General features: G+C 42.2%; 23 protein-coding genes and 1 riboswitch. Of the genes, 14 read left to right on the top strand and 9 right to left on the bottom strand.

Translation table 11 applies throughout. From position 1 onward, the window contains the following. Positions 1–7 precede the first annotated feature (7 nt). From NYE72_RS30075 to NYE72_RS30065, 3 genes are all read left to right on the top strand, one after another. Positions 8–1,144 (top strand): extracellular solute-binding protein, encoded by a 1,137-nt coding sequence (locus tag NYE72_RS30075; protein ID WP_038573897.1) that lies wholly within the window; start codon positions 8–10, stop codon positions 1,142–1,144. Positions 1,145–1,164: 20 nt separating this feature from the next. Then, the gene (locus NYE72_RS30070; protein WP_036682374.1) at positions 1,165–1,824 is read left to right on the top strand and encodes a dihydrofolate reductase family protein; all 660 of its coding nucleotides are present in this window, start codon (positions 1,165–1,167) and stop codon (positions 1,822–1,824) included. A 75-nt stretch (positions 1,825–1,899) separates the two neighbouring features. Continuing rightward, positions 1,900–3,264 carry an MATE family efflux transporter gene (locus tag NYE72_RS30065; protein ID WP_076140586.1) on the top strand — a complete coding sequence of 455 codons (1,365 nt, stop codon included), beginning with the start codon at positions 1,900–1,902 and terminating at the stop codon, positions 3,262–3,264. A 508-nt stretch (positions 3,265–3,772) separates the two neighbouring features. Here the strand turns inward: NYE72_RS30065 and NYE72_RS30060 are convergent. Then, complete coding sequence (locus tag NYE72_RS30060) at positions 3,773–5,203, bottom strand: PLP-dependent aminotransferase family protein (RefSeq protein ID WP_076140587.1); 1,431 nt, start codon at positions 5,201–5,203, stop codon at positions 3,773–3,775. A 153-nt stretch (positions 5,204–5,356) separates the two neighbouring features. Between NYE72_RS30060 and NYE72_RS30055 the strand changes: the two genes are divergently transcribed. Beyond that, positions 5,357–5,905 (top strand): pyridoxamine 5'-phosphate oxidase family protein, encoded by a 549-nt coding sequence (locus NYE72_RS30055; protein WP_076140589.1) that lies wholly within the window; start codon positions 5,357–5,359, stop codon positions 5,903–5,905. Positions 5,906–6,058: 153 nt separating this feature from the next. Here NYE72_RS30055 and NYE72_RS30050 read toward each other — a convergent pair whose 3' ends face one another. From NYE72_RS30050 to NYE72_RS30040, 3 genes are all read right to left on the bottom strand, one after another. After that, positions 6,059–6,718, bottom strand: coding sequence for a hypothetical protein (locus NYE72_RS30050; RefSeq protein ID WP_076105128.1), 660 nt, complete (start codon positions 6,716–6,718; stop codon positions 6,059–6,061). Positions 6,719–6,853: 135 nt separating this feature from the next. Continuing rightward, positions 6,854–7,429, bottom strand: a complete 576-nt coding sequence (locus NYE72_RS30045) for a C39 family peptidase (protein ID WP_076105127.1) — start codon at positions 7,427–7,429, stop codon at positions 6,854–6,856. 267 nt (positions 7,430–7,696) lie between these two features. Further along, entirely contained in the window at positions 7,697–9,169 is a 1,473-nt protein-coding gene (locus NYE72_RS30040) for a DHA2 family efflux MFS transporter permease subunit (RefSeq protein ID WP_038573885.1), read from the bottom strand. Positions 9,170–9,335: 166 nt separating this feature from the next. Between NYE72_RS30040 and NYE72_RS30035 the strand changes: the two genes are divergently transcribed. From NYE72_RS30035 to NYE72_RS30020, 4 genes are all read left to right on the top strand, one after another. Beyond that, the gene (locus NYE72_RS30035) at positions 9,336–9,890 is read left to right on the top strand and encodes a TetR-like C-terminal domain-containing protein (RefSeq protein WP_038573882.1); all 555 of its coding nucleotides are present in this window, start codon (positions 9,336–9,338) and stop codon (positions 9,888–9,890) included. Between the two features lie 70 nt (positions 9,891–9,960). After that, positions 9,961–10,668, top strand: a complete 708-nt coding sequence (locus NYE72_RS30030) for a DNA alkylation repair protein (RefSeq protein ID WP_038573880.1) — start codon at positions 9,961–9,963, stop codon at positions 10,666–10,668. 244 nt (positions 10,669–10,912) lie between these two features. Then, a riboswitch (glycine riboswitch) is annotated at positions 10,913–10,995 on the top strand. 147 nt (positions 10,996–11,142) lie between these two features. Then, positions 11,143–12,525 carry an amino acid permease gene (locus NYE72_RS30025; RefSeq protein ID WP_036682353.1) on the top strand — a complete coding sequence of 461 codons (1,383 nt, stop codon included), beginning with the start codon at positions 11,143–11,145 and terminating at the stop codon, positions 12,523–12,525. 321 nt (positions 12,526–12,846) lie between these two features. Beyond that, positions 12,847–14,064 (top strand): HAMP domain-containing sensor histidine kinase, encoded by a 1,218-nt coding sequence (locus NYE72_RS30020; protein ID WP_076140591.1) that lies wholly within the window; start codon positions 12,847–12,849, stop codon positions 14,062–14,064. An 87-nt stretch (positions 14,065–14,151) separates the two neighbouring features. On the opposite strand, the gene NYE72_RS30015 is transcribed toward NYE72_RS30020, so the two are convergent. The 5 genes from NYE72_RS30015 to NYE72_RS29995 form a co-directional block, all read right to left on the bottom strand. After that, on the bottom strand, positions 14,152–15,057 hold the full coding sequence (locus NYE72_RS30015) for a DUF5643 domain-containing protein (protein WP_076140593.1): 906 nt from the start codon (positions 15,055–15,057) through the stop codon (positions 14,152–14,154). Positions 15,058–15,080: 23 nt separating this feature from the next. Next, the gene (locus NYE72_RS30010; protein WP_076140594.1) at positions 15,081–16,235 is read right to left on the bottom strand and encodes a DUF4179 domain-containing protein; all 1,155 of its coding nucleotides are present in this window, start codon (positions 16,233–16,235) and stop codon (positions 15,081–15,083) included. Then, the gene (locus NYE72_RS30005; protein ID WP_235219471.1) at positions 16,228–16,770 is read right to left on the bottom strand and encodes a sigma-70 family RNA polymerase sigma factor; all 543 of its coding nucleotides are present in this window, start codon (positions 16,768–16,770) and stop codon (positions 16,228–16,230) included. The genes NYE72_RS30010 and NYE72_RS30005 overlap by 8 nt, the downstream gene beginning before the upstream one ends. Positions 16,771–16,994: 224 nt before the next feature. Then, entirely contained in the window at positions 16,995–17,582 is a 588-nt protein-coding gene (locus tag NYE72_RS30000; RefSeq protein ID WP_038573872.1) for a class I SAM-dependent methyltransferase, read from the bottom strand. Between the two features lie 386 nt (positions 17,583–17,968). Further along, a complete protein-coding gene (locus tag NYE72_RS29995; protein WP_036682343.1) occupies positions 17,969–18,433 on the bottom strand; it encodes a VOC family protein in 465 nt (154 codons plus the stop codon). 158 nt (positions 18,434–18,591) lie between these two features. Here NYE72_RS29995 and NYE72_RS29990 point away from each other — a divergent pair, with 158 nt between their 5' ends. The 6 genes from NYE72_RS29990 (at position 18,592) to NYE72_RS29965 (ending at position 26,128) form a co-directional block, all read left to right on the top strand. Beyond that, positions 18,592–19,026: an Lrp/AsnC family transcriptional regulator gene (locus NYE72_RS29990; protein ID WP_076179256.1), complete on the top strand. Its 435-nt coding sequence runs from the start codon at positions 18,592–18,594 to the stop codon at positions 19,024–19,026. A 100-nt stretch (positions 19,027–19,126) separates the two neighbouring features. After that, positions 19,127–20,863 (top strand): histidine kinase, encoded by a 1,737-nt coding sequence (locus NYE72_RS29985; protein WP_326046189.1) that lies wholly within the window; start codon positions 19,127–19,129, stop codon positions 20,861–20,863. Between the two features lie 5 nt (positions 20,864–20,868). Further along, positions 20,869–22,449, top strand: a complete 1,581-nt coding sequence (locus tag NYE72_RS29980; protein ID WP_339211030.1) for a response regulator — start codon at positions 20,869–20,871, stop codon at positions 22,447–22,449. A 195-nt stretch (positions 22,450–22,644) separates the two neighbouring features. After that, the gene (locus NYE72_RS29975) at positions 22,645–23,565 is read left to right on the top strand and encodes an ABC transporter permease subunit (RefSeq protein WP_036682339.1); all 921 of its coding nucleotides are present in this window, start codon (positions 22,645–22,647) and stop codon (positions 23,563–23,565) included. Between the two features lie 40 nt (positions 23,566–23,605). Next, positions 23,606–24,487 carry a carbohydrate ABC transporter permease gene (locus NYE72_RS29970; protein WP_036682338.1) on the top strand — a complete coding sequence of 294 codons (882 nt, stop codon included), beginning with the start codon at positions 23,606–23,608 and terminating at the stop codon, positions 24,485–24,487. 54 nt (positions 24,488–24,541) lie between these two features. Continuing rightward, on the top strand, positions 24,542–26,128 hold the full coding sequence (locus NYE72_RS29965; protein ID WP_036682336.1) for an ABC transporter substrate-binding protein: 1,587 nt from the start codon (positions 24,542–24,544) through the stop codon (positions 26,126–26,128). Positions 26,129–26,239: the final 111 nt, after the last annotated feature.

Genomic DNA, 26,239 nt, shown 5'->3' with positions numbered 1-26,239 from the left:
GGCTGCAATGGAAAAGAACAATAAGGAAGTCGTGGTATGGCATGAGTTTGATGGTCCAGGAGATACCTCGATTGAGGTGCTGGAGGGAATTTGTAAGCTGTATACAGAGCGCTTCGGCGTACAAATTACACCACAAGTGATGAATATTACGGAGCTGACTGCGCGCCTGAACCAAATTAAGGACACCCAGCAAGGTCCGCATCTGGCGATGGTTCCTGCTGACATGTCCTCCTATGTGGAGAACGGTCTTTACTCCGAAGTACCGGGCGGGCTATTTGACGATACGCTGACTGAGGGAGCCCTTTCAACGATGCAAATGAATGGTGTTCAGTATGGTATCCCTGTATTGCGGGGTAATCATCTGGTTGTGTATTACAACCCGTTGATTTACCCTAGTGCGCCGACGACATGGGACGTGTTCGAAGAGGCAGCAGAAAAGTTATCCGCCCAAGGTATCATACCGATTGGAGCAGACTTACAGCAAGGCTATTGGTTTATTCCGTTCCTTACAGCTTTCGGCGGTTGGCCTGTACAGAATGGAAAGCCGAATATCGTCACCTCTGAAATGAAGCAGGCGCTTCAGTTTATTCGCGACAAGATGGATCAAGGCGTGCTCGTTAGTCTCGACGGCTCCACAGGACTGCTTGAGCAGTTCATTGACGGTAAGATCGGCGCCATTATTTGTGGCGAGTGGATTTATAACCATCTAGATAAACATATGAACAATAGGCTTGCGGTTTGCCAGCTTCCGAGCATCGAAGGGCGGCAATCATTATCCATGTCTTCTTCTATTGGCCTGATCTACCCTAATCATTCATTAACGTCCGAGGAGCGGGAAGATATTTTATCATTCACGCGCTTTATGCTGAGTGACGAATGCCAAACTATGTGGACGCTGGGTGTACAGCGGATTCCGGCTCAGGAAGAGGTGCTGAACCATCTAGCTGCCTCTGCTGCGCCTAACAGAAAGATGATTTTATCGCTTTTGGATCACTCACGGCCGATGCCGACTTATCCCTTCATGATCCATGTATGGGAGGCGTTAAATGCGGGTCTTATCGAGCTGCCCTTGAGCAATCCTGAACAAGCATTGAACAAAATAGAACAGACTATTCAAGCCTCTTGGGGCGCATTTAAAAGCTAATTAGAGATGGGGAGAGCCAAATGAAAACAACGATATTCAGCCAAATTTCTATTGATGGAAAGCTCACTATGGGCGCTGGTAATTCGAGTAAAGAGCTTTTTTCTTTATTTTCCAGTGAGGATATGGAATTTATTCATCTATTCCGGGGGAAGGTGCAGGGAATTATGGTCGGCAAAAATACAATTTTGACGGACAATCCCTTTCTTACTAATCGGTATGAGGAAAATAAAAATCCAATTCGTATCATTCCGACAACTACCTTGGATATTCCGCTAGATTGCAATGTACTCTCGGACCAAGGGAAGACGATTATTGTCACGACCGAGAAAGGACGGGATGAAGAAAAAATCAAACAGATCCGGCAAAGAGGAAAGGAGTGCCTTATCTGCGGCGAGGATAAAGTAGATTTTGTGGAGCTTGAACGTCAGTTGGAGGAGAACTATGGGATTACCAGTCTGATGGTCGAAGGCGGCGGATTCTTAAACTGGCATATTTTCAATCAGGATATCGTCGATGAGATTATTCTAATGCAGCTTCCAATCATCATAGGCGGCTCCACAAACATTACTTTAGTGGATGGAGACGGGTATCAGCAATTGAACTTTGCGAAAAAGTTCAAGGTTGTAGAAATTCAACCAAAAGATAACTACACGCTCATGCGCTACAAAAAGGTGATCTAACCTCAAACTAAGTCATAGACTGCGAATGGCTATAAGTTCTGGAAAAATCGAGAATATGGGGGTTGTGAACGATACATGTCAGAGAAAGAAGATTTCTACAAAAGTGTGTATAAAATCGCTGTGCCCGTTACGCTTCAAAGCTTGCTGATGGCATTGCTTAATTTGACGGATCAATTGATGGTTGGGCAGCTGGGAGATGTGGCAATTGCCTCGGTGGGGATGTCGACCAAAATATACGGGATCATCGCGGTTGTCTTGGCCGGTTTATCGACGGGTGTATCCATATATGCAGCCCAGTTTTGGGGAAATAAAGATTCCAAAAGCGTCTCTCAAGTACTGGGTCTCGGACTGATCACTGGCTTTGCGTTCTCGTTCCTGTTCTCTGCGGCTGTCTTTATCGATTCGCCGCTCTTTCTGAGCCTATTCACTACAGACATGAATGTAATAGATGAGGGTTATATCTTTCTCCAGATAATGTCGATCGGTTTTGTGCCTGTCATGCTCACGATGATGTATTCCGCGATTTTACGCAGTACTGGCCATGCCAAATGGCCGATGTATGTAAGTCTAATTGCAGTTGGCTTGAATATTATACTGAATTACGTACTTATTTACGGACATTTCGGTGCTCCTGCGCTTGGTCTGAAGGGCGCTGCCATTGCTACTCTTATCTCTAGGGTCTTCGAATGCTTGTTGATCATTGGTGCCGTGTACCGGTATCGTTTACCGGGAGCTGTCGGGTTAAAGAACTTATTCATTGTTCCTAAACCGCTCATTCGCAAGTTTTTTGGAACGACCTATCCGCTGCTACTGACTGAATTAATCTGGGTATTGGGCGAAACAGCATATGCGATTATTTATAGCCGTATGGGGACGATGGAAATGACTGCGATGACCATTACCTTCCCACTTCAGGGTCTTTGCATTGGCCTATTATCGGGTCTGGCTAGTGCAGCAGGGGTAATGGTCGGCAACCGTTTGGGTGCGAATGAATCTGATATCGCACTCGATCACGCGAAAAAGTTCATTCGTCTAGGCATCATTATCTCTCTGATCGTCGGGGTTATTATTGCGGCAGGCTCGAAGCTGTATGTCTCTGCGTTCAATATCTCCGAGGACGCTAAACAAATGAGCATGTATATCGTTATCGTGTTTGCTGGATTTCTTTGGGTCAAAGTATCCAATATGATTATAGCCGGCGGTATTCTAAACAGCGGAGGAGACAGCAAGTTCGTATTCGGCATGGAGTCTACCGCAACGTGGCTGATAGGTGTCCCATCCGGGCTGTTGCTGTCATACATTTGGAAGCAACCTGTCTACCTTGTGTATCTCGTCATCTCGCTGGAGGAGGTTGTCCGCTTTGGCTTCGGCTACGCCCGGATTTACTCCCGTAAGTGGATGAGAAATTTAGTTAGTGATCTGGCTGAAAAAGCTATGTAATGTAGGACCTGATTGAATCGCTCAAGACTCCCATGTATTCCCGATAAGGGGATGCATCGGGAGTTTTTTTAGCTACCGATATGATTTTCATAAAGAAAAAGGGTGAAAAAGGGCCAGCCCACAAAAGATGGTCCTAAAACTTGCGATTACGGACAGCGCGGTGAGCCATATCATAAGTAGGGCGAGAAATCTTGGTGTGCAAAATTGGAGGGTATTTTAAGGAGAGCCGTCTATTTCTATTTTACTTAGGTTGCTTACGTCTTCTGAGATAGGACCGGATCACAAATACCGCTTATAATAAAAATAAAGCTATGGTTAACAACGGCATTTTGTTAATGGGAAGCCCTCCTGAAAAATATTTGCTGAAGCCATGAAGTCCCCATCTCCAGGTTCTATCATAGTTTAAATTTACCATATATTAACTTTTGTTTGAAGTTTCAATGGTTTCATAAATCTAAAATAGTCTATGGACTGTTCAACAAATTGTGTGAGTGCTGCGGAGGTGATTTTATAGGATCAACTCCGCAAGACGATGAATGCCTTGCTCAATCGCTGCCTCATCTACTTTTGCAAACCCTAATACCCATCCTTTTCTTTTGCTATTCAAACAATAGGGCCCAAGAGGGTACACACGTATTCCATGTTGTAGGGCTAACTTTGTCACAGCTTCTTCGTCGAATGTTTCCTCAGCTTCTAATAACATATGTAATCCAGTTTCTACTCCACTGAGCGTGAAGCGCTCCCCTAATCCGCTAGCCATAATAGCTTTTGCCATGACCTCGTGTCTTCGCCGGTACACATTTCTGACTCTTCGCATATGGCGCATAAAATGACCATTTTTAATGAAGTGGGTTAGTGTTAGCTGATCCATAATCGGAAGATGACGGTAAGTCAGTTCCTGCACCTTCGCTAGCTGAGCAATTGCCTCGACTGATCCAACAATAGCCGAAATACGAATGCCTGGTGCAATCATTTTAGAGAAACTCATGAGGTACAAAGTATTATTAGATACCTGACTAAACAGCGTTGGCAGCGGCTCCCCGCGATATCGAAATTCACTATCATAATCGTCTTCAATGATCCAAAATCGTTCTTGAACGGCCTTATACAGCAATTGTTGCCGGCGGGGCTCCGACATAACGACCCCTACTGCGCACTGGTGGGAAGGGGTGGCAAAGACCAGCTTGGATTGCGGGTGAATATGCTCAACCACTAGACCATACTCATCAACGGGAACGGGTACCACATTCATACGGCGGTATCTCATTGCCATCCAAGCAGCTGGGAAACCTGGATCCTCTACTGAGACAGTGTCCCCATCAGCTAAAAGTGACTGTGCGATTAAGTCAATACTATGCTGAGCTCCTGAGGTCAACAGAATCTGATTGGTTTGGACATGTATGCCCCGTTCAAGTGATAAATAACGCTGTATTTGCTCACGTAATGGTGTGTACCCGTAGCAGTTACCGTAAGCCCAGCTTGATAAATCCATTTCAGCGGATGCCTGGAGCAGCGATTGCCGCCAGTTTTTTTGAAATTGTTCATCCAAATAGGGTTCATGGGGACTGAAATCAATATCCACTTCTAGCTGTTCTTTACCTCTGAACCAGTCATGTAATTGATCAACAGCTGAGTCTAGCAAGGAGAGTGACGGAGGTGTGGGGCCCTCTGTTTCTATTTCCTTCGTGGACATAGTGACTTGCTTCCACGTACTAACTCGCGTCCCTCCCCGGCGGGAGGTAACTGTATAACCTCGACTTAACAATTCCTCATAGACGATCTGTATAGTTGAGCGGGAGACACCTACGATGTGCGCAAGTTCGCGGGTAGGAATCAGTAATTCTCCTGGTGCCCAGACTCCGCTAGTAATATTATGAATCGCTTGATCAAGCAATTGCTGCCAGATCGGTCTCTTATCATTGCGAATTACTTTCATCATCGTACATACCTCCAAATAGAAACTCCAATCATAAAAAACGAATTATGGATTGTTCTAAACAGCGAATTTTGGATATTTTAATGCAATCCATTCATTGATATACTACCGTAACAACGCTGGTATCCGCAATTTAAATAAAAGGAGAGATTCGATATGAATTCGGTTCGTTACAAGACCAGGGAATGCCTAGATCAAGAGAAGATTGAAAGGTTCCTTCACCAAACGAGATTAGGTTATCTGGGGTTGGTTGATGGGAACCTCCCTTATGTTGTGCCACTTAATTATGTATGGACTGAAGGGAAACTGTATATTCACGGGGCTGGAGATGGAAGACGTAATCAGGTCATGCGTGATAATCCGGAGGTATGTTTTACGGTATGTGAGGAATACGGAACTATTACAGACCCGGTACCAGCCAAAACGGATACAGCTTACATGAGCGTAATGATTTTTGGACAAGCAGAACCGATTTCAGATTTGGATGAAGCCACACACGTACTTCAGGAATTGATCAATAAATACGTACCGGGTTATTATAATCGCCCCTTGTCCAAGCAGCATGTGGAAAAGTATAGATCGGCTGTATTTGGCGGTCCGGTTCAAGTTTATCGGGTAATTCCGTATCATATCACGGCAAAAGAAAGTCCTATTGAAGCAGAAAAAATGTATAAAAGTGGCATGGGTACTGGACGAGATGTTTAGCCGCAAGATACCATTACAAATGGTGTTATGCTAACGAGGTCTTTGGCAGCCTTTATGTCCTAATCATATGGGGAGAGGGAGGCTTTTTAGAGGTACTATCTATCAAAGTAGGCCGCAATCCAATGAAGGAGGGCGGCCTACTTATTTTTACATTTATTTAGGTTGTTTACGTCTTCTGAGATAGGCCCAGAACACAAATACCGCTACTAGAGCAATAATGGCGCTAATGGTGATAGACCTTGTTAGATGATTATTATCGTCCGCATAATATGCGGAAGCAATGGTTCCCGACCCATCCTGCTCGTCATCGGAAGAATCGTTCTGCATCGTTTGTAACACATCAATTAAATGCCCGGGTGCTTGAGGCTCCGAAATATTGCTTAGTCCTTTTGTTTCTGCTGATGAGGCTTGTTGTGGGGCGATGATTAGTTCCTGATTGTCTTTCTTGAAGGCAGCTATATATTCGTCCCGCTCACGGATAAGTGTAGGCTCACTCACTTCACCCTCAGCTTCTAGTGAATGAATAGCATAGGCCAAAGTATTAGGATTTCCTCCAAACTCAGTAACTTGATAGGACCCGTTTGAATCCTTTTGAATGATCATTTTAGATTTGGGTATTCCGCCCGATAAAATAAGAAACTCCCAGTTGTCTTGGGGTGTGACCGTTTCAATCAGACTATCGGAAGCCGCCCTAAGCTTAGCACCATCAATAAAATGAATCTGCATTCCTTGACCTACGGTAATTTCACTAATCTCTGCTTCATTCTTGTAACCATACCCTTCAGGATCTTTAGATAGCCCTTCTTTAATCAATGTTAATCCTTCTGTATTTGCAAAAGAAACAACATCTTCAGTTACGGTCTGAGCCCATACAGGTGAGAAAAAAGTCAGAAATAAAACGAATGAAGTTACAGTTAACAGCAGCGTTTTCTTAATGGGAAGCCCTCCTTAAATATATTTGTTGAAGCCATGAAGTCCCCATCTCCAGGTTCTATCGTAGCTGGAGCCACCTTTAATGTTGGTGTATAACATGGAGGTTTTTGTGCCCCCACTCGGGTTCATGTGTTGAATCCAATCATTTCCACTATATGTGTCGTACCCATAGATAACTACTGCGTGCCCGCCACCGGTAGCACTATTCCATTTCCAGCTTACATATATAGGACTGCCAACATTATCAATCTGGTTTTTTACATCGCTGTAAGATAGTGCTCCTGTATGATTCCAACTGGAGACACCATAATCATGAATGCCTTCTTGAACAGTTCCATAAGATTCACTCTCGTCTGTTGTACAGCCGGAGGTTCCCTTCACATGATCATAAAAAGAACATTGGCTTACAGAGATTCCGTAATATTGAAGTATGGTAACGCTGGTCGCAGCCCAGCACCAATTATTCTTAGCTTGTGTAGCTGTAGGGTAGCCAATTAAATTAGTCGCATATGCTTGGGAAACAAAAGAAAAAAGAAAGACTGAAACAAAGGTTCCAACAAGCATCAATCTCTTTTTTAAAGATAGTTTCATGAATGGAATCAGCTCCTTATTATGGATTAATATTCCTTTTAATAACACTATTAAAATACCATATATTAACTTATGTGTAAAGTTTAAATATTTTTTCGTTTTTATAATAGATTCTACACATTTGATATGGAGAGGGGGATACTGATATGGATAAGGAAATATTGATGCTCGTAGGAATACGTGCTCCAATGATCCAAAGCAAGCCATTCATAACAAAAGCCACTCCGCTAAGGAATGGCTTTTCTTCATTTACTCTGCAATTACTAGTTACAACTGAGGTTCCTTGCTAACTAGGTTTGCTTTCTTTTCAATCATGAGCTTGTTTTTCGTGGGCATAAATAATGTTATAACAAATGCGGCAATGGATAAAATCATCATGAAGTAGTAGGCGTCACTTGCCCCAAGAATCGATGTAAGGGATTTAAGGATCTCAGGAGTAGCGGAGGGATTATTCTGCATCAGTGTAGTTGCATGACTGGTTGCCTGCACTGTATAAATTGTAATTACGACAGCAGTACCAATGGCCCCGGCAATTTGGCGAACGGTATTATTCACAGCTGTACCATGAGTGCCGAGTTGTTTGGGCAACGCATTTAGTCCGGCTGTATTGAGTGGCATAGTAATGAAGCTTAATCCAATTCGCAGGCCTATGGTACGAATCATTAGATAAGTATACGTGGTCGATTCAGATAAATCTGTTACCGCCCACATAGATGGAATAATAAACAATAGGCCAATGATGAACAGCGGTTTTGCACCGAAACGGTCGTATAATTTACCGGTGACGGGTGACATGAACGCATTTACGAGTGCGCCCGGCAACAATAGTAGTCCTGCATCAAATGCTGTAAACCCGCGACCATTCTGCAGATAAATAGGCAATAAGATCATATCTGCGTACATCATCATTGTGATTAATACGTTAATAAGAGATGTCATCGTAAACACTTTATTTTTGAAGACCGACAGGTTTAGCAGTGGATCATCCGATTTGATTTGTCGAAGACAGAATACGGCTGTTACCACGACCCCAATCCCTAAGGTTAGGATCACGATTACATCATCCCAGCCTTTACTTCCTGCACTACTGAAGCCGTATAAAATTAAGCCGAATCCGACGGTTGATAAAAGAACACTTACCACATCAAGCTTCGACTTAGACGTCTCAGATACATTCACTAAATACTTGAACGCCAACGCTATAACAATGAGGACAAGTGGAATAAGCCCGATAAATAACCAGCGCCAAGAGTGGTATTCGACAACAAATCCCGCAAGGGTCGGCCCAATAGCAGGAGCGAATATCATCGCCAGCCCAAGCAGTCCCATAGCGCTGCCACGTTTTTCAACGGGGAAGATCGCGAGCACAACACTCATCATGAGCGGCATTATAATGCCAGCACCGGCAGCTTGGATCATCCGTCCGATTAAGAGTAGACTAAAGCTCGGCGCTGCTGCACAAATTATAGAACCGATTAATAAAAATGACATGGCACTTATAAATAATTGCCGTGTTGTAAAACGTTTCATTAAATAGGCCGTAATCGGAATCAAAATCCCGTTGATCAGCATAAATCCTGTTGAAATCCATTGTACGGTTGTTGCTGTGACATCAAAAACATCCATCAAACTACTTAAGGCGACATTTAAAAGCGTCTGATTGAGTGTGGATAAGAAACAACCAAAGATTAAGATGGTTAGTAAGATCCCTTTATTTATGTTCTTAGTGTCTTCTTGCATGTTGCAGTCCTCTCTTCATTGCTTTTTCGACATAGTGTCAATAAAATAAATCATATCAGGATTTAAAAAGTATTCCTATTTGCAATTTTATTGAAAATGTCGACTAATCGACAGAATAGGCAAATTAGTTGATGAAAGGCCATTTAAACGATAATAGAGGGATGAAATGACTGAACATAAAAGAGTTGACCCACGAGCCATTCGCTCAAAAAAGATGTTGAAAAACGCTGTTTTTTCATTATTGGCCGACAATGTGGAGATTTCGCAATTGACCGTCCAAAAAATCGCCAACCGCGCGGAACTAAATCGCGCAACGTTTTATTTGCATTATGAGGATATTAACGATTTATTGCGCCAGATCGTACATGAAATCTTCGATGACCTATCCATGAAGGTTGAACCGCTATTACAAATGAAGAGCAACAACGAACAGGAGCAGCTGATCACCTTTTTAAATTATTTTTTTGAATACCGGAAAGTTTTTGCTGTATTGATTGAGCATAAAGGCTTCAAAAACCACTTGACCAACCTGTTAAAAAATACTGTCGAAAAACGAAGAAACGCGAGGAACATTGACTCTACTAAGGAGGTAGTCTCCGTTGATATTATTGCAGCCTCACTACTGGGGATTATTATGTGGTGGATTAAGGATGGCAACCAATATAGCGCTGAATACATAGCGGGGCAAATTACCTTGATGTATAAAAGAAGATATTTATAAGGGCTTTTATGATATATTCAAGTAAAGTTTGAGTCCCTAGCCAATATTCATAAAAAAGGAAGTGCGAACAATGGATTTAGAAACGGTCATGCAAGAGCTTGAAGCTCTCGGCAAGGAACGCACCAAGAAAATATATCTATCCAATGGCGCGCACGAACCGCTTTTTGGTGTGGCCACAGGCCAGATGAAGCCTATCTTCAGAAAAATAAAACATAATCAACCCTTGGCCGAGCAGCTTTATGCTACAGGAAATTATGACGCTATGTATTTTGCCGGGGTGATCGCGGAGCCTAAAGCAATGACAGAGTCGGATTTTGAGCGGTGGATTGCTGGGGCTTATTTTTATATGCTATCGGACTTTGTGGTGGCAGTAACGTTGGCGGAGACGGATATTGCACAAGAGGTTTCTGATAAATGGATTGCAAGTGAGATAGAGTTGAAAATGTCGGCGGGCTGGAACTGTTACTGCTGGCTGCTCGGAAATCGCCCGGACAGTGAATTTTCCGCAGAAAAATTGGCCGCTATGTTGGAGCTTGCTAAAAATACGATTCATGATGCCCCTGAACGAACGAAATACGCAATGAACAATTTCATCTACACTGTGGGCGTATCCTATCTGCCGCTTCATGATAAAGCGGTTGAGATTGCAAAGGAAGTTGGTCCGGTGGAAGTCCATACCGGTAGTGCAAAAAGCAAGATTTTGAATGCTTCAATTAATATTCAAAAGGCAGTTGATAAATCGCAGCTGGGCTTCAAACGAAAACATGTAAGGTGTTAGTCAGTCATGGAGTGCTAAGGAGAGCGTATTGAAGGTTGTGCCTGCAGACAGAAGAATTGGGGGCTTGGCTGACAAGCCCTTAATTGTGTGCAATAAAAGTTAATGGAACAATAATAAAGCGGTAATTAATGTTATTGACAAAATATTTGACAATGATTAGTATTGAAAAATATTAAAAATGAAGTTAGCGACATAAAAATTAAATAATTCGCAAGCTATGATTGCTATGGATCACACTATAGCAGGAGCAGCTTCTGGAGAGACCGTGGGGGAATCCCCCGGCGCCGAAGGGTTCACAATCTCAGGCAAAAGGACAGAAGAGTACTAGATAATTCATTTGTTATTCTGATCATCGTCAGAATAAATAAATGTATTTTATTTATTATTCTTATACCTAAGAGATTGGAGCGTATCCAATCTCTTTTTTGTTATCATTTTCACTTGTTATTTTTTTCACATAAGGGGGAGTTCGAAATGGCAGCACAAGAATTAAAGAGAGATTTAGAGAATCGACATGTTCAGCTCATTGCGATTGGTGGAACCATCGGTACCGGATTATTTTTAGGATCTGGAAAAGCTATACAGCTGGCAGGACCATCGATCATTTTTGCTTATTTAATCGTGGGTATCGCTATTTTCTTTGTGATGAGGGCATTGGGAGAACTTCTGTTGTCAAAAGCAGGTTATCAATCTTTTACAGACATTGCCGAAGACTATCTTGGACCGCGGGCGGCGTTTGTAACTGGATGGACCTATTGGTTTTGCTGGATCATGACGGCTATGGCCGATATTATAGCTGTTGGGGTCTATGTACAATATTGGTTTGATATCCCGCAATGGATACCCGCAGTCATTTGTTTAATTATTTTATTAGGACTCAATTTATTAACTGTAAAAAGCTTTGGCGAATTGGAATTTTGGTTTGCTTTAATTAAGGTAATCACTATTCTCGCGTTAATTGCCATAGGGGTAGTTTTACTGGTGATTGGATTCAAAACAACTACCGGAACGGTTGCGCTCAGTAATATTTGGGCACATGGGGGAGTATTTCCAAACGGGATTTCCGGGTTCTTACTTTCATTTCAAATGGTTGTGTTTGCTTTTGTGGGTGTGGAATTGGTGGGGGTATCAGCAGCGGAAACATCCAATCCAGAAAAAACTATCCCATCGGCGATTAATAAAATACCTTTACGAATTCTATTTTTCTACGTGGGTGCTATTATTGCCTTATTATGCATCAACGCTTGGACAGAACTAAACCCGGCAGAAAGTCCTTTTGTTAAAACATTTAGTTTAGTGGGGATTCCGATTGCCGCGGGGGTTATTAATTTCGTTGTATTAACTTCAGCTGCTTCTGCTTGTAACAGCGGGATGTTCTCAACAAGCCGGATTCTATACAATCTAAGCAGAAATGACCAGGCTCCAGCCAACTTTGCAAAGCTTAATAAAAATCATGTACCAAGTAATGCTTTATTCATATCCACGCTTGTCTTATCTGTAGGGGCTTTGTTGAGTAAGCTGATTCCGGAGACGGCCTTTGGCATCGTGACAACGATTAGTGCCATTTGTTTCATCTGGGTTTGGGGCGTCGTTCTAATTTGCCATTTGCGATATAAAAAGACGAAGCCGGAATTGCAGGCCAAATCAAAATTCAAGGCACCGTTCACACCTTTTGTGAATTATGTTGTTCTAGCCTTGTTTGCAATCATACTCATAATTATGCTGTTTGCTGATGAAACTCGTCCGGCATTATTGTTGACGCCTTTATGGTTTATTTTATTATTTGTTTTGTATTCGATAAATAGAAGAAAGAGGGAAAGAGATAATAAAATAATCAGGACCGAAACACCTCTCTAGTTTATGAGGAAAGCTTTAACCGGCGCAGAAGCCGTGGTTATATTCAACCGCGACTGGGCAGGGAGCCCTTGCCGGTTTCAAGCGTTCCTACATGGACGTTTGCTTAAAGAATATGCAAAGTTAAACAGAAAACCGGAAGATACTGTTAAAATGGTATCTCCCGGTTTTTTAGTTTTTTACAAACTATAATATCATCGAGTTTACAGTTTTTTTCAGTTATTGTTTATTACTATTTCAACTGATATAATTCTTATTTCGACAATAAGTTTACAAGTAAGATAACTATCGTAATGGTAAAATCAATTTAAAAGTGGTGAATTCATGAGAGAGTTCTACAGTCGGGTGAATCGAAAAACCTATTACATATTAATGTTAATGATCATCGTTCTTATGATGTTTGGATTGATACTATCTACCCTAGAGTTAGATGGGATTGATTTTGGTTATATCATTCATTTTTTATGTGTGGCGTTTCTAACGGTTTGTTTATGGATTTACCCTGAGCATGAGACACATACTTTTAGAAAGATTATCATTCTATTTGGATTTGCGTATTTTTATACGCTATTCTTTTTATATCCTCAAACATGGACTACCTATATCCTCATTTGTCTTATTCCTGCACTGTCTATTCTATTTTTTGATTTAAAATTGTTCTATTTTTCCTTCATTATAAATGGGGTACTAATGGTAGTTACATTTGGCTATATCCTCTTGATTGATAGAGGGGATTTATATACATATTTACATTATGATATGCTAGGCAATTTCATTAATATAATAGCGGTTCAAGTGTTATTATTTTTCATTTTTCAAATATCATTTAAACGGATGAAAAAACAGCAGCTTTATTATGAACAATTACAGCAATCTGAGCGTTTAAAGATGGTTGGACAATTAACAGCTGCCGTTGCGCACGAAATTAGAAATCCAGTGACAGTGGTTAGAGGTTTTTTGCAGTTTTTTGATGAGGATCCTTCATTTGATGATCCTATGAAAAGAAAATTTAAATTAATGATTGATGAATTAAACACAGTAGAACAGATTATCTCGCAATTTCTAACCCTTTCAAAGCCAAATGGAGAGCAAAAATTAGAAAAAGTAGATGTGAAGGATGTACTTGAAAGTGTTACAGGATTGCTCCATTCCTACGCAATGTTATCTGATAATCAAATCGTTACCTACGTAGAAGAAGATTGCATGATTTCTATTAATAAAATTGAATTTAAGCAGCTGCTTATTAATATAATAAAAAATGCTTTAGAGGCTTCGGAAGTTGGTAAATCTGTCTCTATTATGGCGAATAGGAACAATAATTTTATTGAGATAACAATCATCGATGAAGGAAGCGGGATGTCGGAAGCTGAGGTTAAGTCGCTAGGCACTCCTTTTTATTCATTAAAAAGTAATGGAACAGGTTTAGGATTAATGATTTGCTTTAATATCGTAGAAAAATACGGCGGGGAAATTTATTATAGTAGCTCTGAAGGTAAGGGGACAACAGCTACTATCCGCTTTTTAGCTATAAATGATCAGTAATAATGAGCCTTCTTTCAATTGAACAAAGGGGATTACCTCAAGCCTTCGGCTGGAGAGGTAATCCCCTTTTCCTAGCTGCGTTAACGATTATTTTAGAGGGATTTTGATCTCCAGTTGCTTGTTATAATTTTTAACTACATTGCCTTTGGCATCTAATTTATAAGCCCCGGTGTTGCCTTTTTCAAATACGGCTTGATAAGGTCTGATAACTAGATATTCAGCGGCTGAGCGAGGCGCTTCGAACAATAAATCTTCAGAAACCGTATTTTGAGTTGCTGCAATAGAATCTCTTGCAATAGATTCTAATTTATTGCCCAGATTATCATAAATGTCATATCCTAAAGCCTGGCCTTGGGTGGCAACCCCTTTAACCGCTAAAGCGATACGCACAGAAGTCTCTCCCGCAGCAACACGGGTGGTTTTGATTTCAAATTGGTTGTCTTTCTTTATAGCAGGCAGCTGAATGTTACGCACTAATCCTGCTTGCTTGAGAGAAAATTTAAGTACATACGGTTCATCGATTCCGTTAAGCTTCACATGGATACTCAATTCAGAGGAAGCCAGGCTTGCCTTTTGTTGCTCAGTTAGCCATTCGGTCTGCAATACAACAACCGCCTTGTTGGCATCACCGTCACTGATCCAGCGTGGTGTTTTTAAATCAATGCCTCCTGGTTGAGTGAGCTTGGCGTCTATTCCCACAATAGTACCTTCTGCAAGATAGGGCTCACCTTTATCATTTAAAGTTACTCCTGCGAGCATTCCTGAAAATAGCGATCCCTCACGGCTCAGGTCGATCTTAATATAGTTACCATCAAACTGCGCACTGCCCTTTAAAGTAAGCTGATCGTGTGAATCGGCCACTTTTGTTGTATTCAGGGAAGCTTCAACAGCGGGTTGGGCACTGGATGCTTGAGTTAAAGCTGGCATTCCCAACGCTCCTAGGCATACAGCAGCACTTAAAATTACAGACATCTTCTTAGTCATTTTTTTCATGATATTATCAAGCTCCTTAATTTTTATTTAACTAGCACGTTTATCTCTAGACCGTCAATATAATGCTTCACTGGGTTTCCAGAACTGTCTGTTTTAAATGCTCCATTCTTACTTTGTGGGTTCTCAAACTCATAAAGATAGCCACGGATTGTGAGCATATTAGGGTGTTTCTCAAATGGCTCAGTAAGCAAATCGACATTAAGTGACCTATTGGAAGTCGAGAGGACTTTCTGCGAAATATCTTTCAGCACCTGTCCTTGTTGATCCTTTACTTCAAAGCCCACTAAACTCAATGCTGTATGATCTTCGTCTGTATCCTGTTCCAGCATGAGCGACAGGCGTGTCGTTAATGGACTATATTCCAGCTTTTTCAGGATCAAACTCCATCCTCCAACTTGTGCGCGTATATCAGGTGTGGAAATTTTATTAATCGTAGCCTTCCGCGCAGGAATTTGGAGAACAAACGGTTCATCAATACCGTTTAAGTCAAGGGTTACGGTCAATACAAATCGATCAGGAAAAGGTTTGTTGGAGATCCCCGAATTCGAGGAATCCACTAGTCTAAAAATAGCTGTGTTGCTTTCAGCACCTTCTATCCAGCTTAGAAACGGCATAGCTTTCCAGAGACCTTCTGAAAATTGCTCCAGGGAAGCCCCGTCGATCAATACTTCTGCAGAGGTTATCGCACCTTCCGCTAGAAAAGGCTTCCCATCCGCTCCAATCGTTACTCCGGCTAGCTTACCTTCCAGTTCTTCTCCCTCACGCTTCACCGAGAATGCCAACCGGCTGCCATCAAATACAGCCTCTTCGGCAGACAAGGTAATCCCTTCATGCGTATCACTGCTGTTTAGACGGGAAGTCAGTCCCAGACGCTGGGCCGCTTGTAATCCTATATCATCTGCCCGTTCAAAAATACCACCTATCAAGGGAAGCTGCTTGAGCGCATTGGCCAACGTAGGCGGATAGATAGCCGTTAGCATAACACTTAACAATATCGCTGCAGTCACAGCAGCTGTGATTTTTGGATATATCCGCTTTTCCTTTTCCACAGGATCCTGGACAATGGTGGCCAGCGATGCATAAATCGAATCCTGCCGTGATCGTAGTAAAGGAGGAAGCTCCTGTATATTAGCTTTCCCTAGCTCCCTGATCTGCTTTTCTAAATTGTTATTATTCATTAGCAAGACCCTCCTCCGGCACAGGATGTATCTGTTTGGACAACAATCTCCGTGCGCGATGGAGTCGTGCCCTGACCGCTCCCTCGGAGATGTCGAGCACATCTGCAATCTGCTTAATGGATAAATCGTCATAATAAAAAAGCACGATAGCAAGCCGCAGGGATTCGTCCAACTGATTAATGAAGCTTTGCAGGTCTACGTTGCCTGAATCTTCAAAATGCACATAGGAAACGACCGGTTCCTCGGGAATTTCCGCCACAGCTATAGTTCGTTCTCGCATACGAAGTAACTGATTGCATTCATTAATCAGGATGCGTATAACCCAGGTTTTGAAAAACTTAGGCTGCTTAAGGTTGGCCAACCCTTTATACACCTTCAGTGTTGTTTCCTGAAGAGCATCCGCGCAATCTTCATCTTTTAGCAGAATGGTTTTGGCTAATCTGTACAACTGGGATTCCAGTTGCCTGAAAAGACGGGTAAACGCCTCGTGGTCGCCTTTCTGCGCTTTTTTGATATCCAGTTCGTTTTCCAGCAAATGATTTTTCCTCCTTGAGGGCCCTCTGTATAATTAGATGGAGAAGACATACAAAAAGTTATATTTAGGATAAAATTCATTCTCCTGGACAAATCACTTACCTCGGTAGTGGTATAAAGTCCGTGCAATTCATTGTTTTTGGCAAGGGGAGTTTCAAGTGGATAAACTGAAAAAAATCCAGAATTACCACCTTAACTGAAAAGAAGTAGTGGGGTAATCCTGAATTAAAAAGTGTATACATATACCTTGGTACGCAGTGTGTCCGTGCATGTTATGGTACGGACAGGCTGCATGCCTGGAAGGGCAAAACAAATGCTAATAACCACCGCACCCGGCAGTAGCTCACGCTTGAACTTTTCCGCCAGCCGTTTCATCGCTCCGGGAAATAAGTAACAAAGAACAATATCCGCATGCTCGTAAGAACTGCTATAAATATCCCCACGTACATAACGGAGCCTTCCGTGGAGCAGATTCTGGCCTTTGGCTGCTCGCAGCATACGTGTGCCGAACCTAGTAAGCAACTGGGATGTCCATAAGGGAATACTGGAATTTTCAATGCCTGTCAGCCTTTTGCCTGGACATTGGCGAATAACATCCATACCAAGTGTTCCCCAACCCGATCCCGCCTCCACAATGCTGCTATATCCCGGAATCCGATTCACCTCAACGGCAACAGCCGAGCGTACAGATTTTGACGTAGGCATCGGCGATATCCCGTTCCTCCAGCTCACCAGCACAATCGACACCATGGATAACAAGGCTGCGAAGGCGATGAGCCAAGCGATGGCTTGAATCACAATCAATACGATCATTCCTTCTTCATCTGCTAGAAGTTGGCTTCAAATTCTCTTACTTTCTCCCAGCATTTCGTTTATCAACTTGATATTTATAAAGATCCTGAATTTCCTTGCTTTCAATATCTTGACCTACATAAAAAATCAGAGTGGGATCATTTACTGGATGGGCATAAGAAAGGTAAGTGCGATGTATAAAATCAAAATCCATCTTACCCAGCTGGAAATCGATTTGATATTTATCTTCTAAATAGATTTCAAATTGCTTTTTTAAAGCCAGAGACTTCCACGGAAGTCCAAAGAATAAAAAGTAGACTCCTATAAGAAATATCAAAAAAATTAAGAGGAAAAGCGACTTTTTACTGAGAATGGTATGTTTTATAATTCATAACCCTCCCTAGCGTTTATTCTACATGAACTTTGCTGGACATATCAAAATCAACCTCTTCAAGAAATTCAATAACTTCTCCATTGGGACTGTGAATGATCGCGTTTTTTATTAGAAGAGGCGGTTCGCCCAGAGACAGAGAGTCCGGTGCTATAAAAGCTTTTGCCCCATGTGCCAGGGCTTTTTGATACATCTCCTCTACATTATCTACATAGAAGGCAAGATGTAATAACGCTCCGTGCGCTATATCTTCATCAGACAAGGCTTTTTTTCCTTGAGCGGCGATGACTGCATCATTATCAAAAATCTCAATGCAGGTTCTGCGGTCAGGTGAAATCAGCATGGAGGCTTCTTTGATCTGAAAGGATGGCAGACTCCAATGATGACCTAGCTTAAATCCTAAAACGTCAATATAGAAAGAAATAGTTGCTTTATAGTCTTTGGCTTGAATCGCTACATGTGCAAGGCCTTTTACACTCATTTATAATCGCTCCCAACTTTAATATATACTTATTATAGTTGTATTAAAATATGAGATATATATATAAGATAAGTGTTTTGTAGTAATATGGTTATTAAATTTAAGGTATTTTAGTGGAATCAGTTTATTTTATAAAATGGGTCTAGGAGGCGCTTGCTATGGAACAACTTGTGGATGAGATTGATAAAAAGATTATGCAATTACTTCAGTACAATGCCCGAATGTCTATTTCACAAATCAGCAAAGAGGTTTCGATGTCACAACCCTCTGTTAAAGAACGAATGATCAAGCTGGAGGAAAGGAATATCATTTCTGGGTATCATACAGCTTTTAATCTACGAGATCTGGATCGGGGCACAACTACGTTTATTCTATTAAAAACAGAACATTGCCAAGAGATTACGGATTTTTGCAAAAATGCTATGGAAGTTACCGATTTATATCGGATTAGCGGTGAATATAATTATCTCATAAAGGTGCAAACCGCGTCGATTGAGGAGTTAGCTGAATTCCAAGACAACCTTATAAAGTTTGGACCTTCAAAATCTCATATCAGTCTGAAAAATATATTGGAAAACAGGGTGTTGCTCTAAAGCCCATTTTCCAAACACAATATCTAGTAACCGCTTTCATTCCATTGTAGAATGGATGAAAACAACGTTAGCATTGACTCGGATACAAGGGAGCATGGGTATGGAGAGGTTTTTATTTAGTAAAAAGTATATTCCGTTCACCTATAAGATGATGATACCGTACCTCATTCTAGTATTGCTGACAGATGTATTGGTGGGTTATATAGCTTATACGATGCTCGTAGAGTCCAGAACGGAAATGGCGGAAACGAATGTCCGGACAGCTTTGAAGCAGACGAGGAACAATATCGAATATCAGACAGATGAAATCAAACGAATGACTAACTCGCTGTTTCTCAATACGAATTTTCAGAATGCTCTGCAGTTTAGGGGAGATGCATTGGAAAACATGCTCAAAATGAGGGATGACATCGTTCCTTATATGAAAGCCCCTCTGCAATTGTATGGGAACAATCTGAGACTTGTGCTTTATACCGCGAATGAGACGATGCTTGAAATCCCCGGTGATGATATGTCTGTACCTATCGGTAGAAGCGATTATTATATTCTTTCTGATCAGGTTATTGAAAATAAGGAATGGTTCAAGTCGATCGTTGCCAATAACAAAGACAGCTTGTGGCTTCAGGCGGACAGCGACAGTGAACTAAGCAATATTTCGTATTTCCGCAAGCTGGTTTCTTCCAAGGGAGGCCCGTCGATTATTGGTTATATTCGCGTCACGGCGAGAATTGACGAGCTTTTTGGCAATTTCGATACCTTTCCAATTGAACAGGGCATAGACCTTCGCCTAGTGGATATGGTTAGTGGATTAACGCTTTATGAACAAGGTATTGTCGATGAACATGCGAAGCAAGATGCTTATCTGATCATTAGTGAAGATATTCCGTTGTCTGACTATGCTATCGAGGTACGGGTGCCGCATGCATACTTAAATAAAGATGCTAGCCGAATGCAGAAGGTGATCACCACTGTTTGTTTAATCAGCTTTTTAGTCATGGCGGTGATCGGCTTCCTCGTTGCCCGCATATCAGGCAAAAAAATTAAGCGAATCGTATATTTGGTCCGGTCGTTTCAGGAAGGGAATTTTTATAAAAGAATTGGGTTTGCCGGGAACGATGAATTTGTCTACATTGCTAATAGTTTTAATCAGATGGCGACTAGCATCCAGGACTTGATCCAGAACGTCTATGAGCAAGGTATTCAGAAAAAGCAAGGAGAACTGGATGTGCTTCAAGCTCAGATCAGTCCGCATTTTTTGTACAATACATTGTCGACCATTGGCAGCTTGGCCAATTTGGGCGAAGTTGAGAAGGTTACACAGATGGTACAAGGTCTTTCTAAATTCTATCGCCTCACCTTGAATGAAGGACATGTCTATATCTCTCTTGAAAAAGAGCTGGAGCAGGTAAGGATGTACCTTGAAATTCAGAGGGTAAAGTATGCCGATGCTTTTGAGGTTTATTATGATATTGATCCTGATATTTTACAGGTTCCCATCATCAAGCTGATTTTGCAGCCATTTGTAGAAAATATATTCAAGCATGCTTGGTTTGGGGAGACGATTGCGATCCGGATTACCGGAAAACGGCTGGGTGAACGCATCGAGCTTAAGGTCATCGATAACGGAATTGGTATGCGGGCGGACACACTGCGAAATATGCGTTCGAGCTCATTCCATTCGAGCAGCTATGGACTGAGAAACGTGGAGGAACGAATCAAGCTGAGATACGGCAATGATTTCGGCATTCATATCGGCAGTTACTTTGGGGCAGGAACGACCGTTCAAATTATCTTACCGGTGGATAATGCGGAAATCCGGGAAGTTATGGGGGAGTAAATAGTATGGCGATGGAGATCAACGTTCTGCTGGTGGATGATGAAGTGATCGATTTGGAATGGCTGAGACGGCGGGTGGCGGGCAGTGATCATTTGCCTTTGCATAGCGTGAGAACGGCAACGAGCGGTTTTTCCGCTTTAAAAATGATGGAGCAGCACCGCGTTGATATCATTCTCTCCGATATCCGCATGCCGATTATGTCAGGTGTGGAATTTGCCCGGAAAGCGAAGGAGATTAACCCTGAGGTCCATCTGCTTTTTATTAGCGGACATCAGGATTTCAACTATGCCAAAGAGGCGATTCAATTAAATGCCTCCGGTTATTTGCTTAAACCCGTCGATGATGACGAGTTGAATAAGACGCTGACTGAACTCTGCGCCAAGATTGAGAAGGAGAGGAAGCAGCATATTTCCTTGTCGGAAACACTGACGCTTGTGAATCAGGAGCTGCTGCTGCGCTGGTTTAACGAGACTGCCCCGGGGCAGGTCGAGACGCACATTCACAACGTTCTCACGTCATACTTACAAGGCGCGTCGGCGGTCGCCATCGTCGAGATCGACGATATGGCACGGAAAATCCAAACTTGGACGGAAGAAGAGCGGAGTTTATGGAGCAGCACCGCCAATCAGTTTATCCGGAGGTTCGCGCAAGATCAAAATTTAGGCATGGTCATCACAACCTATGACTATCATTTTGTGATCCTAGCTGCGGTTCAGGAACAATATTTTACCGCTTTGATGGAAGAGCTCATTCGGTCATTCTATCAGGAGTTTTCCTGTTCAATTACGATTGGAAGAGGGATGTACACAACAGAACTGGGTAAGCTGCATGATTCCTATCGGCAAGCTCAGGCTGCTTTAAGTATTAAATGGATTGTTGGGAAAAACAGAATCATCCAAGATGCTTCGGAATGGAGCCCGAAGGAAAAAATCGCCTCAGATTTAGAGGTTATTGTGGACCGGATGCTTAAAGCGATGCTCGACTACGACCTTACCACCATTGATGATTGTTTGCTGAAGCTGTTTGCCGGGGACAGTCCGCTCTCCCAGAAAAACGACATCTACGATATCATTATTCGAATTACCTCCAAGCTTCATGCCGATCTGCAGCAAATGAACGAGCATCTATACGAGATTTTAAATTGGGATTCGCATCATCCCTTTGTGCTGTTTCAGTTCGAAACGGTGCATGATATTCTCTCGTGGCTGAGAAGAAGGTTCTTTGAGTTGTCGGAGCTGCTTTATTTGAAACGGCAAAGACAAAAGCGGAAGTTAATTGATGAAATCACGGAATATGTGAAAGAAAGATTAGATCAAAAAATAACGCTGAACGAAGTGGCCGCCCACTTCGATTTTACGCCTAACTATCTGGGTCATTTGTTCAAGGTTGAAACCAACAGTTTATTCAGCGATTTTTTAAGTGAATTACGGATGAAACGGGTATGCGAGCTGCTCGAAGATCCGACTAAGAAAGTGTATGAGATTGCGGAACAAGCCGGATATAAAAATATTATTTATTTTAACAGACAGTTCAAGCAATACATGGGCATGTCGCCCGGCGAGTACCGGAAGAAAAATAAAATCTAACAAAACAGCGGTGAAATGAAAACCCGGCGATGATTTTTCTGTTATTGGAGAATCGCTGCCGGGTGTTTTTGGTTTATCCGCTAACCTTTTTTTGTCGAATCGTTGAATTAGTATTATGTTTAGTTGTTTCGCTGAATTATCTAAGCGTCTTCGCCCTTTTATAATGAGAGATATAGAGAAGAGAGGGGTGCAAAGATGAAAGGGCATACATTTTGGAGCGATTTGAAAAATTACAGGGTTCTCTTGCTGATGCTGGCTCCGGCGGTTGCTTTTTTCCTTCTGTTTGCCTACGTCCCGATGGCGGGTATTATTATTGCCTTCAAGCATTACGATTACGCGGGCGGTATTTTTGGAAGTGCCTGGAACGGACTCGACAACTTCCGCTTTTTCTTTGAATCAGGCGATGCTTGGCGGGTAACACGAAATACAGCACTATATAACATTGCGTTTATCGTCGTCAATAACAGTTTGCAAATTTTTGCAGCGATTATGTTGTTTGAGGTCGGTGGTAAATGGTTCCGCAAAATCACACAATCGGCGTTGTTCCTGCCTTACTTTATCTCATGGGTCGTTGTCGGAGCGATTGCTTATAACCTGCTCAATTATGATATTGGCACCGTGAATGCTTTGCTCAGAGGTATCGGACTCCAGCCTGTCGATATTTATAATACACCTTCCTATTGGCCGTATATCCTGGTTATAGTTTCTGCATGGAAAAGTCTCGGATACGGAACGGTAATGTACTTGGCTGCGATTACGGGGATAGATACAGAAATGTATGAAGCGGCCGAAATTGATGGGGCTAATATTTTTCAGCGAATTATGAAAGTAACCATTCCAAATTTGTATCCGACGATTATTATTCTGGTGCTGCTGGCGGTCGGAAATATTTTCCGTGGTGATTTCGGGATGTTCTATAATATGATCGGCAACAACGGCTTGCTGTTCTCCTCGACAGACGTTATCGACACTTTCGTATTTAGGTCACTGATTACTTCGAATGATATCGGCATGTCAGCTGCAGCTGGTGTTTTCCAGTCCGTTCTTGGCTTTGCGACGATCATGTCAGTGAACTATGCTGTCCGTAAATACGACAAAGACCGCGCTCTGTTCTAATCGTATCAGGAGTTAAGTCTTTCATAATGGAGGTAACGATATGAAGCAGCTCGATCGTAAAATATTTTCAGGTATTGGTTATGTGTCCCTGATTTTTCTCTCAGTTTTATGTATTTTCCCTTTTATACTTGTCGTATCTTCATCCTTTACGGAAGAAACCAAAATCCTAACGGATGGTTATCAATTTATACCGACGGCCTTCTCAACCGAGGCCTACAGCATTTTGTTTAAGTATCCCGAACAGATGATTCAAGCCTATATAGTGACAATAGGGGTTACTATACTCGGCACGGTGCTTGGCTTGTTTCTGACTTCGATGACTGCTTATGCGCTATCCCGAAAAGATTTTAAGTGGCGCAATAAATTTTCATTCTTCTTTTTCTTTACGACTTTGTTCAGCGGCGGTTTAGTTCCGTGGTATCTGCTTATGGTCAACTACCTGCATATGAAGGATACGCTGATGGCCTTAGTGGTTCCGATGATGCTCAATGTCTTTTATATCATTGTTATGAAGTCTTTTATGGGCAGCATTCCGGAAGCGATTGTAGAATCAGCAAAAATTGACGGTGCAGGCGACTTTAAGATCTATGCTCGTCTAATCCTGCCGCTGTCCAAGCCGGCGTTAGCTACCATTGGATTGTTTCTAGCACTAGCCTACTGGAATGACTGGTACAATGCATTGCTGTTTGTATCGAATGAAAACTTGATGCCGCTTCAATATTATTTGTATAAAATGCTAGGCAATATGGATGGCATGCGCAAAGCGATGATGGGTGCAGGGGCAGTCGTAACGACATCGATCCCAACCGAGAGTTTGAAAATGGCGATGACAGTTGTGGCCACTGGCCCGATTTTGCTGGCTTATCCATTCGTGCAGAGGTATTTTGTCCAAGGTTTGACGATTGGTGCTGTGAAAGGATGAACCCGGGGACACTCGGTTTATCAATATAATTAAACACAAGGGGGAAGGCTTGAGATGCTGAAGAGAAATAGATTGATAATGCTAGCGCTCGTTTTAACCTTCGTAATGATTCTAAGTGCATGTGGTGGTGGAAACAACAATGCTAATACTTCTGCACAGGCTACAAATAATGCGTCAGAGGGGGGAAGCGACACTACGAACACCTCAGAACCTGCAACTACCTCAGACACCCTTGATACCTCAAAAGAAGTGAAGCTGAAAATGATTTTTGTTGGCCCTAAACCGATAGACTATGATAGCGTTTTTGCTGAGATTAATAAAAAGCTGAAAGAAAAAATTAATGCTACTGTAGAGGGCGAGTTCCTGGATTGGTCGGACTGGGCGCAAAAATATCCGTTGAAGCTGGCAGCAAATGAAGATTTTGACCTCATCTATTCGGCAAACTGGGCTGGCTACAATGACCAGGCGTTGAAAGGCGGATTCCTGGAATTGACTGATGAGCTGCTTACCAAATATATGCCGCAGACTTTAGCAGCCATGTCTGATGTGAGCTGGGATCAGGCTAAAGTAAACGGCAAACTGTACATGGTTCCACAAAACAGAGGGGAATCCGTTGAAAAACTGATTTTGTACCGTGAGGATTTGCGTAAGAAATACAATCTTCCTGAGATCAACAGCCCAGAAGCGTATGCCACTTACTTGAAAACCATAGCGCAAAACGAAAAAGGAATTACACCGTTCACTCCGGAAACAGGAGACTGGAAATTTCATAATTTGGACCGTGTATTGCTGAAGCAGCAAAACGAATGGAATATGTTTGATCTCGACCTTCCGTTTGCTTTCAAATTGACGGATGAAAAAGGGCAAGTATTTAACGTATATGAAACCCAAGAGTTTAAAGATCTACTCGTATATTACAAAGATCTTGCTGATAACAATGCATGGTCGAAAAACGTCCTTAACAGTAAAAATGATCATCAGGCCGATTTTAAAGCAGGCAAAACAGCATCGATTACACACAACAACGGAACACTTGGAGCACTTATGGCTTTGATGCGCCAAGAGAATTCCCCTTATGAAGTAGCTTTGGCTGACATCAACCAAGGCAAGAAGAAATCAGTGGCAATTTCAACACAAAACGGTACTTCGATCCACGCTACTTCCAGAAATGTGGAACGCTCCTTGATGTTCCTCGATCTGATGCAAAATGATAAAGAACTGCACGACCTGATGATGTACGGCCTTAGCGGTGTACATTACGAAGCGGTTGGCGATGACAAATATAAAGCACTTGAAAAGAATCCGAACTTTATGGGCTTCTCTAACTGGAACTTCAACTCGCCACTTAACCGTGACAATGAAGCATTCCCGCAAGAAGCAAACGATCTGGCTAAAGGCTGGGAAGCAAATGTCTATCACTACGCGCTTGAAACCTTTGTATTCGATAACAGCAAAGTGAAAACGGAAATTGCCAACATTGGTAACGTAATGCTCCGTTATGCGATTCCGCTCGAATACGGCGTAATTAAAGATATCGATAAAGGTCTTGAAGATCTGAACAAGCAACTGAAGTCCGCTGGCATTGATAAAATCCAAACCGAACTGCAAACTCAAATTGATGCTTTTTTGGCAAACAAATAAGATAAGGAATAAGGGAGACCTAACAGTCATCAAATGGCTGTTAGGTCTCCCTGTTTAATTGAACTCATCCGCGGGTGAAGTCGCTATTGGATACAGCGGACCCCACAGTCG

Origin of the sequence: Paenibacillus sp. FSL L8-0333, assembly GCF_037965665.1 — a bacterium.
In the GTDB taxonomy this organism is placed as follows: Bacteria; Bacillota; Bacilli; order Paenibacillales; family Paenibacillaceae; genus Paenibacillus_AQ; species Paenibacillus_AQ odorifer.
This window is presented reverse-complemented; position numbering and strand designations above follow the sequence as displayed.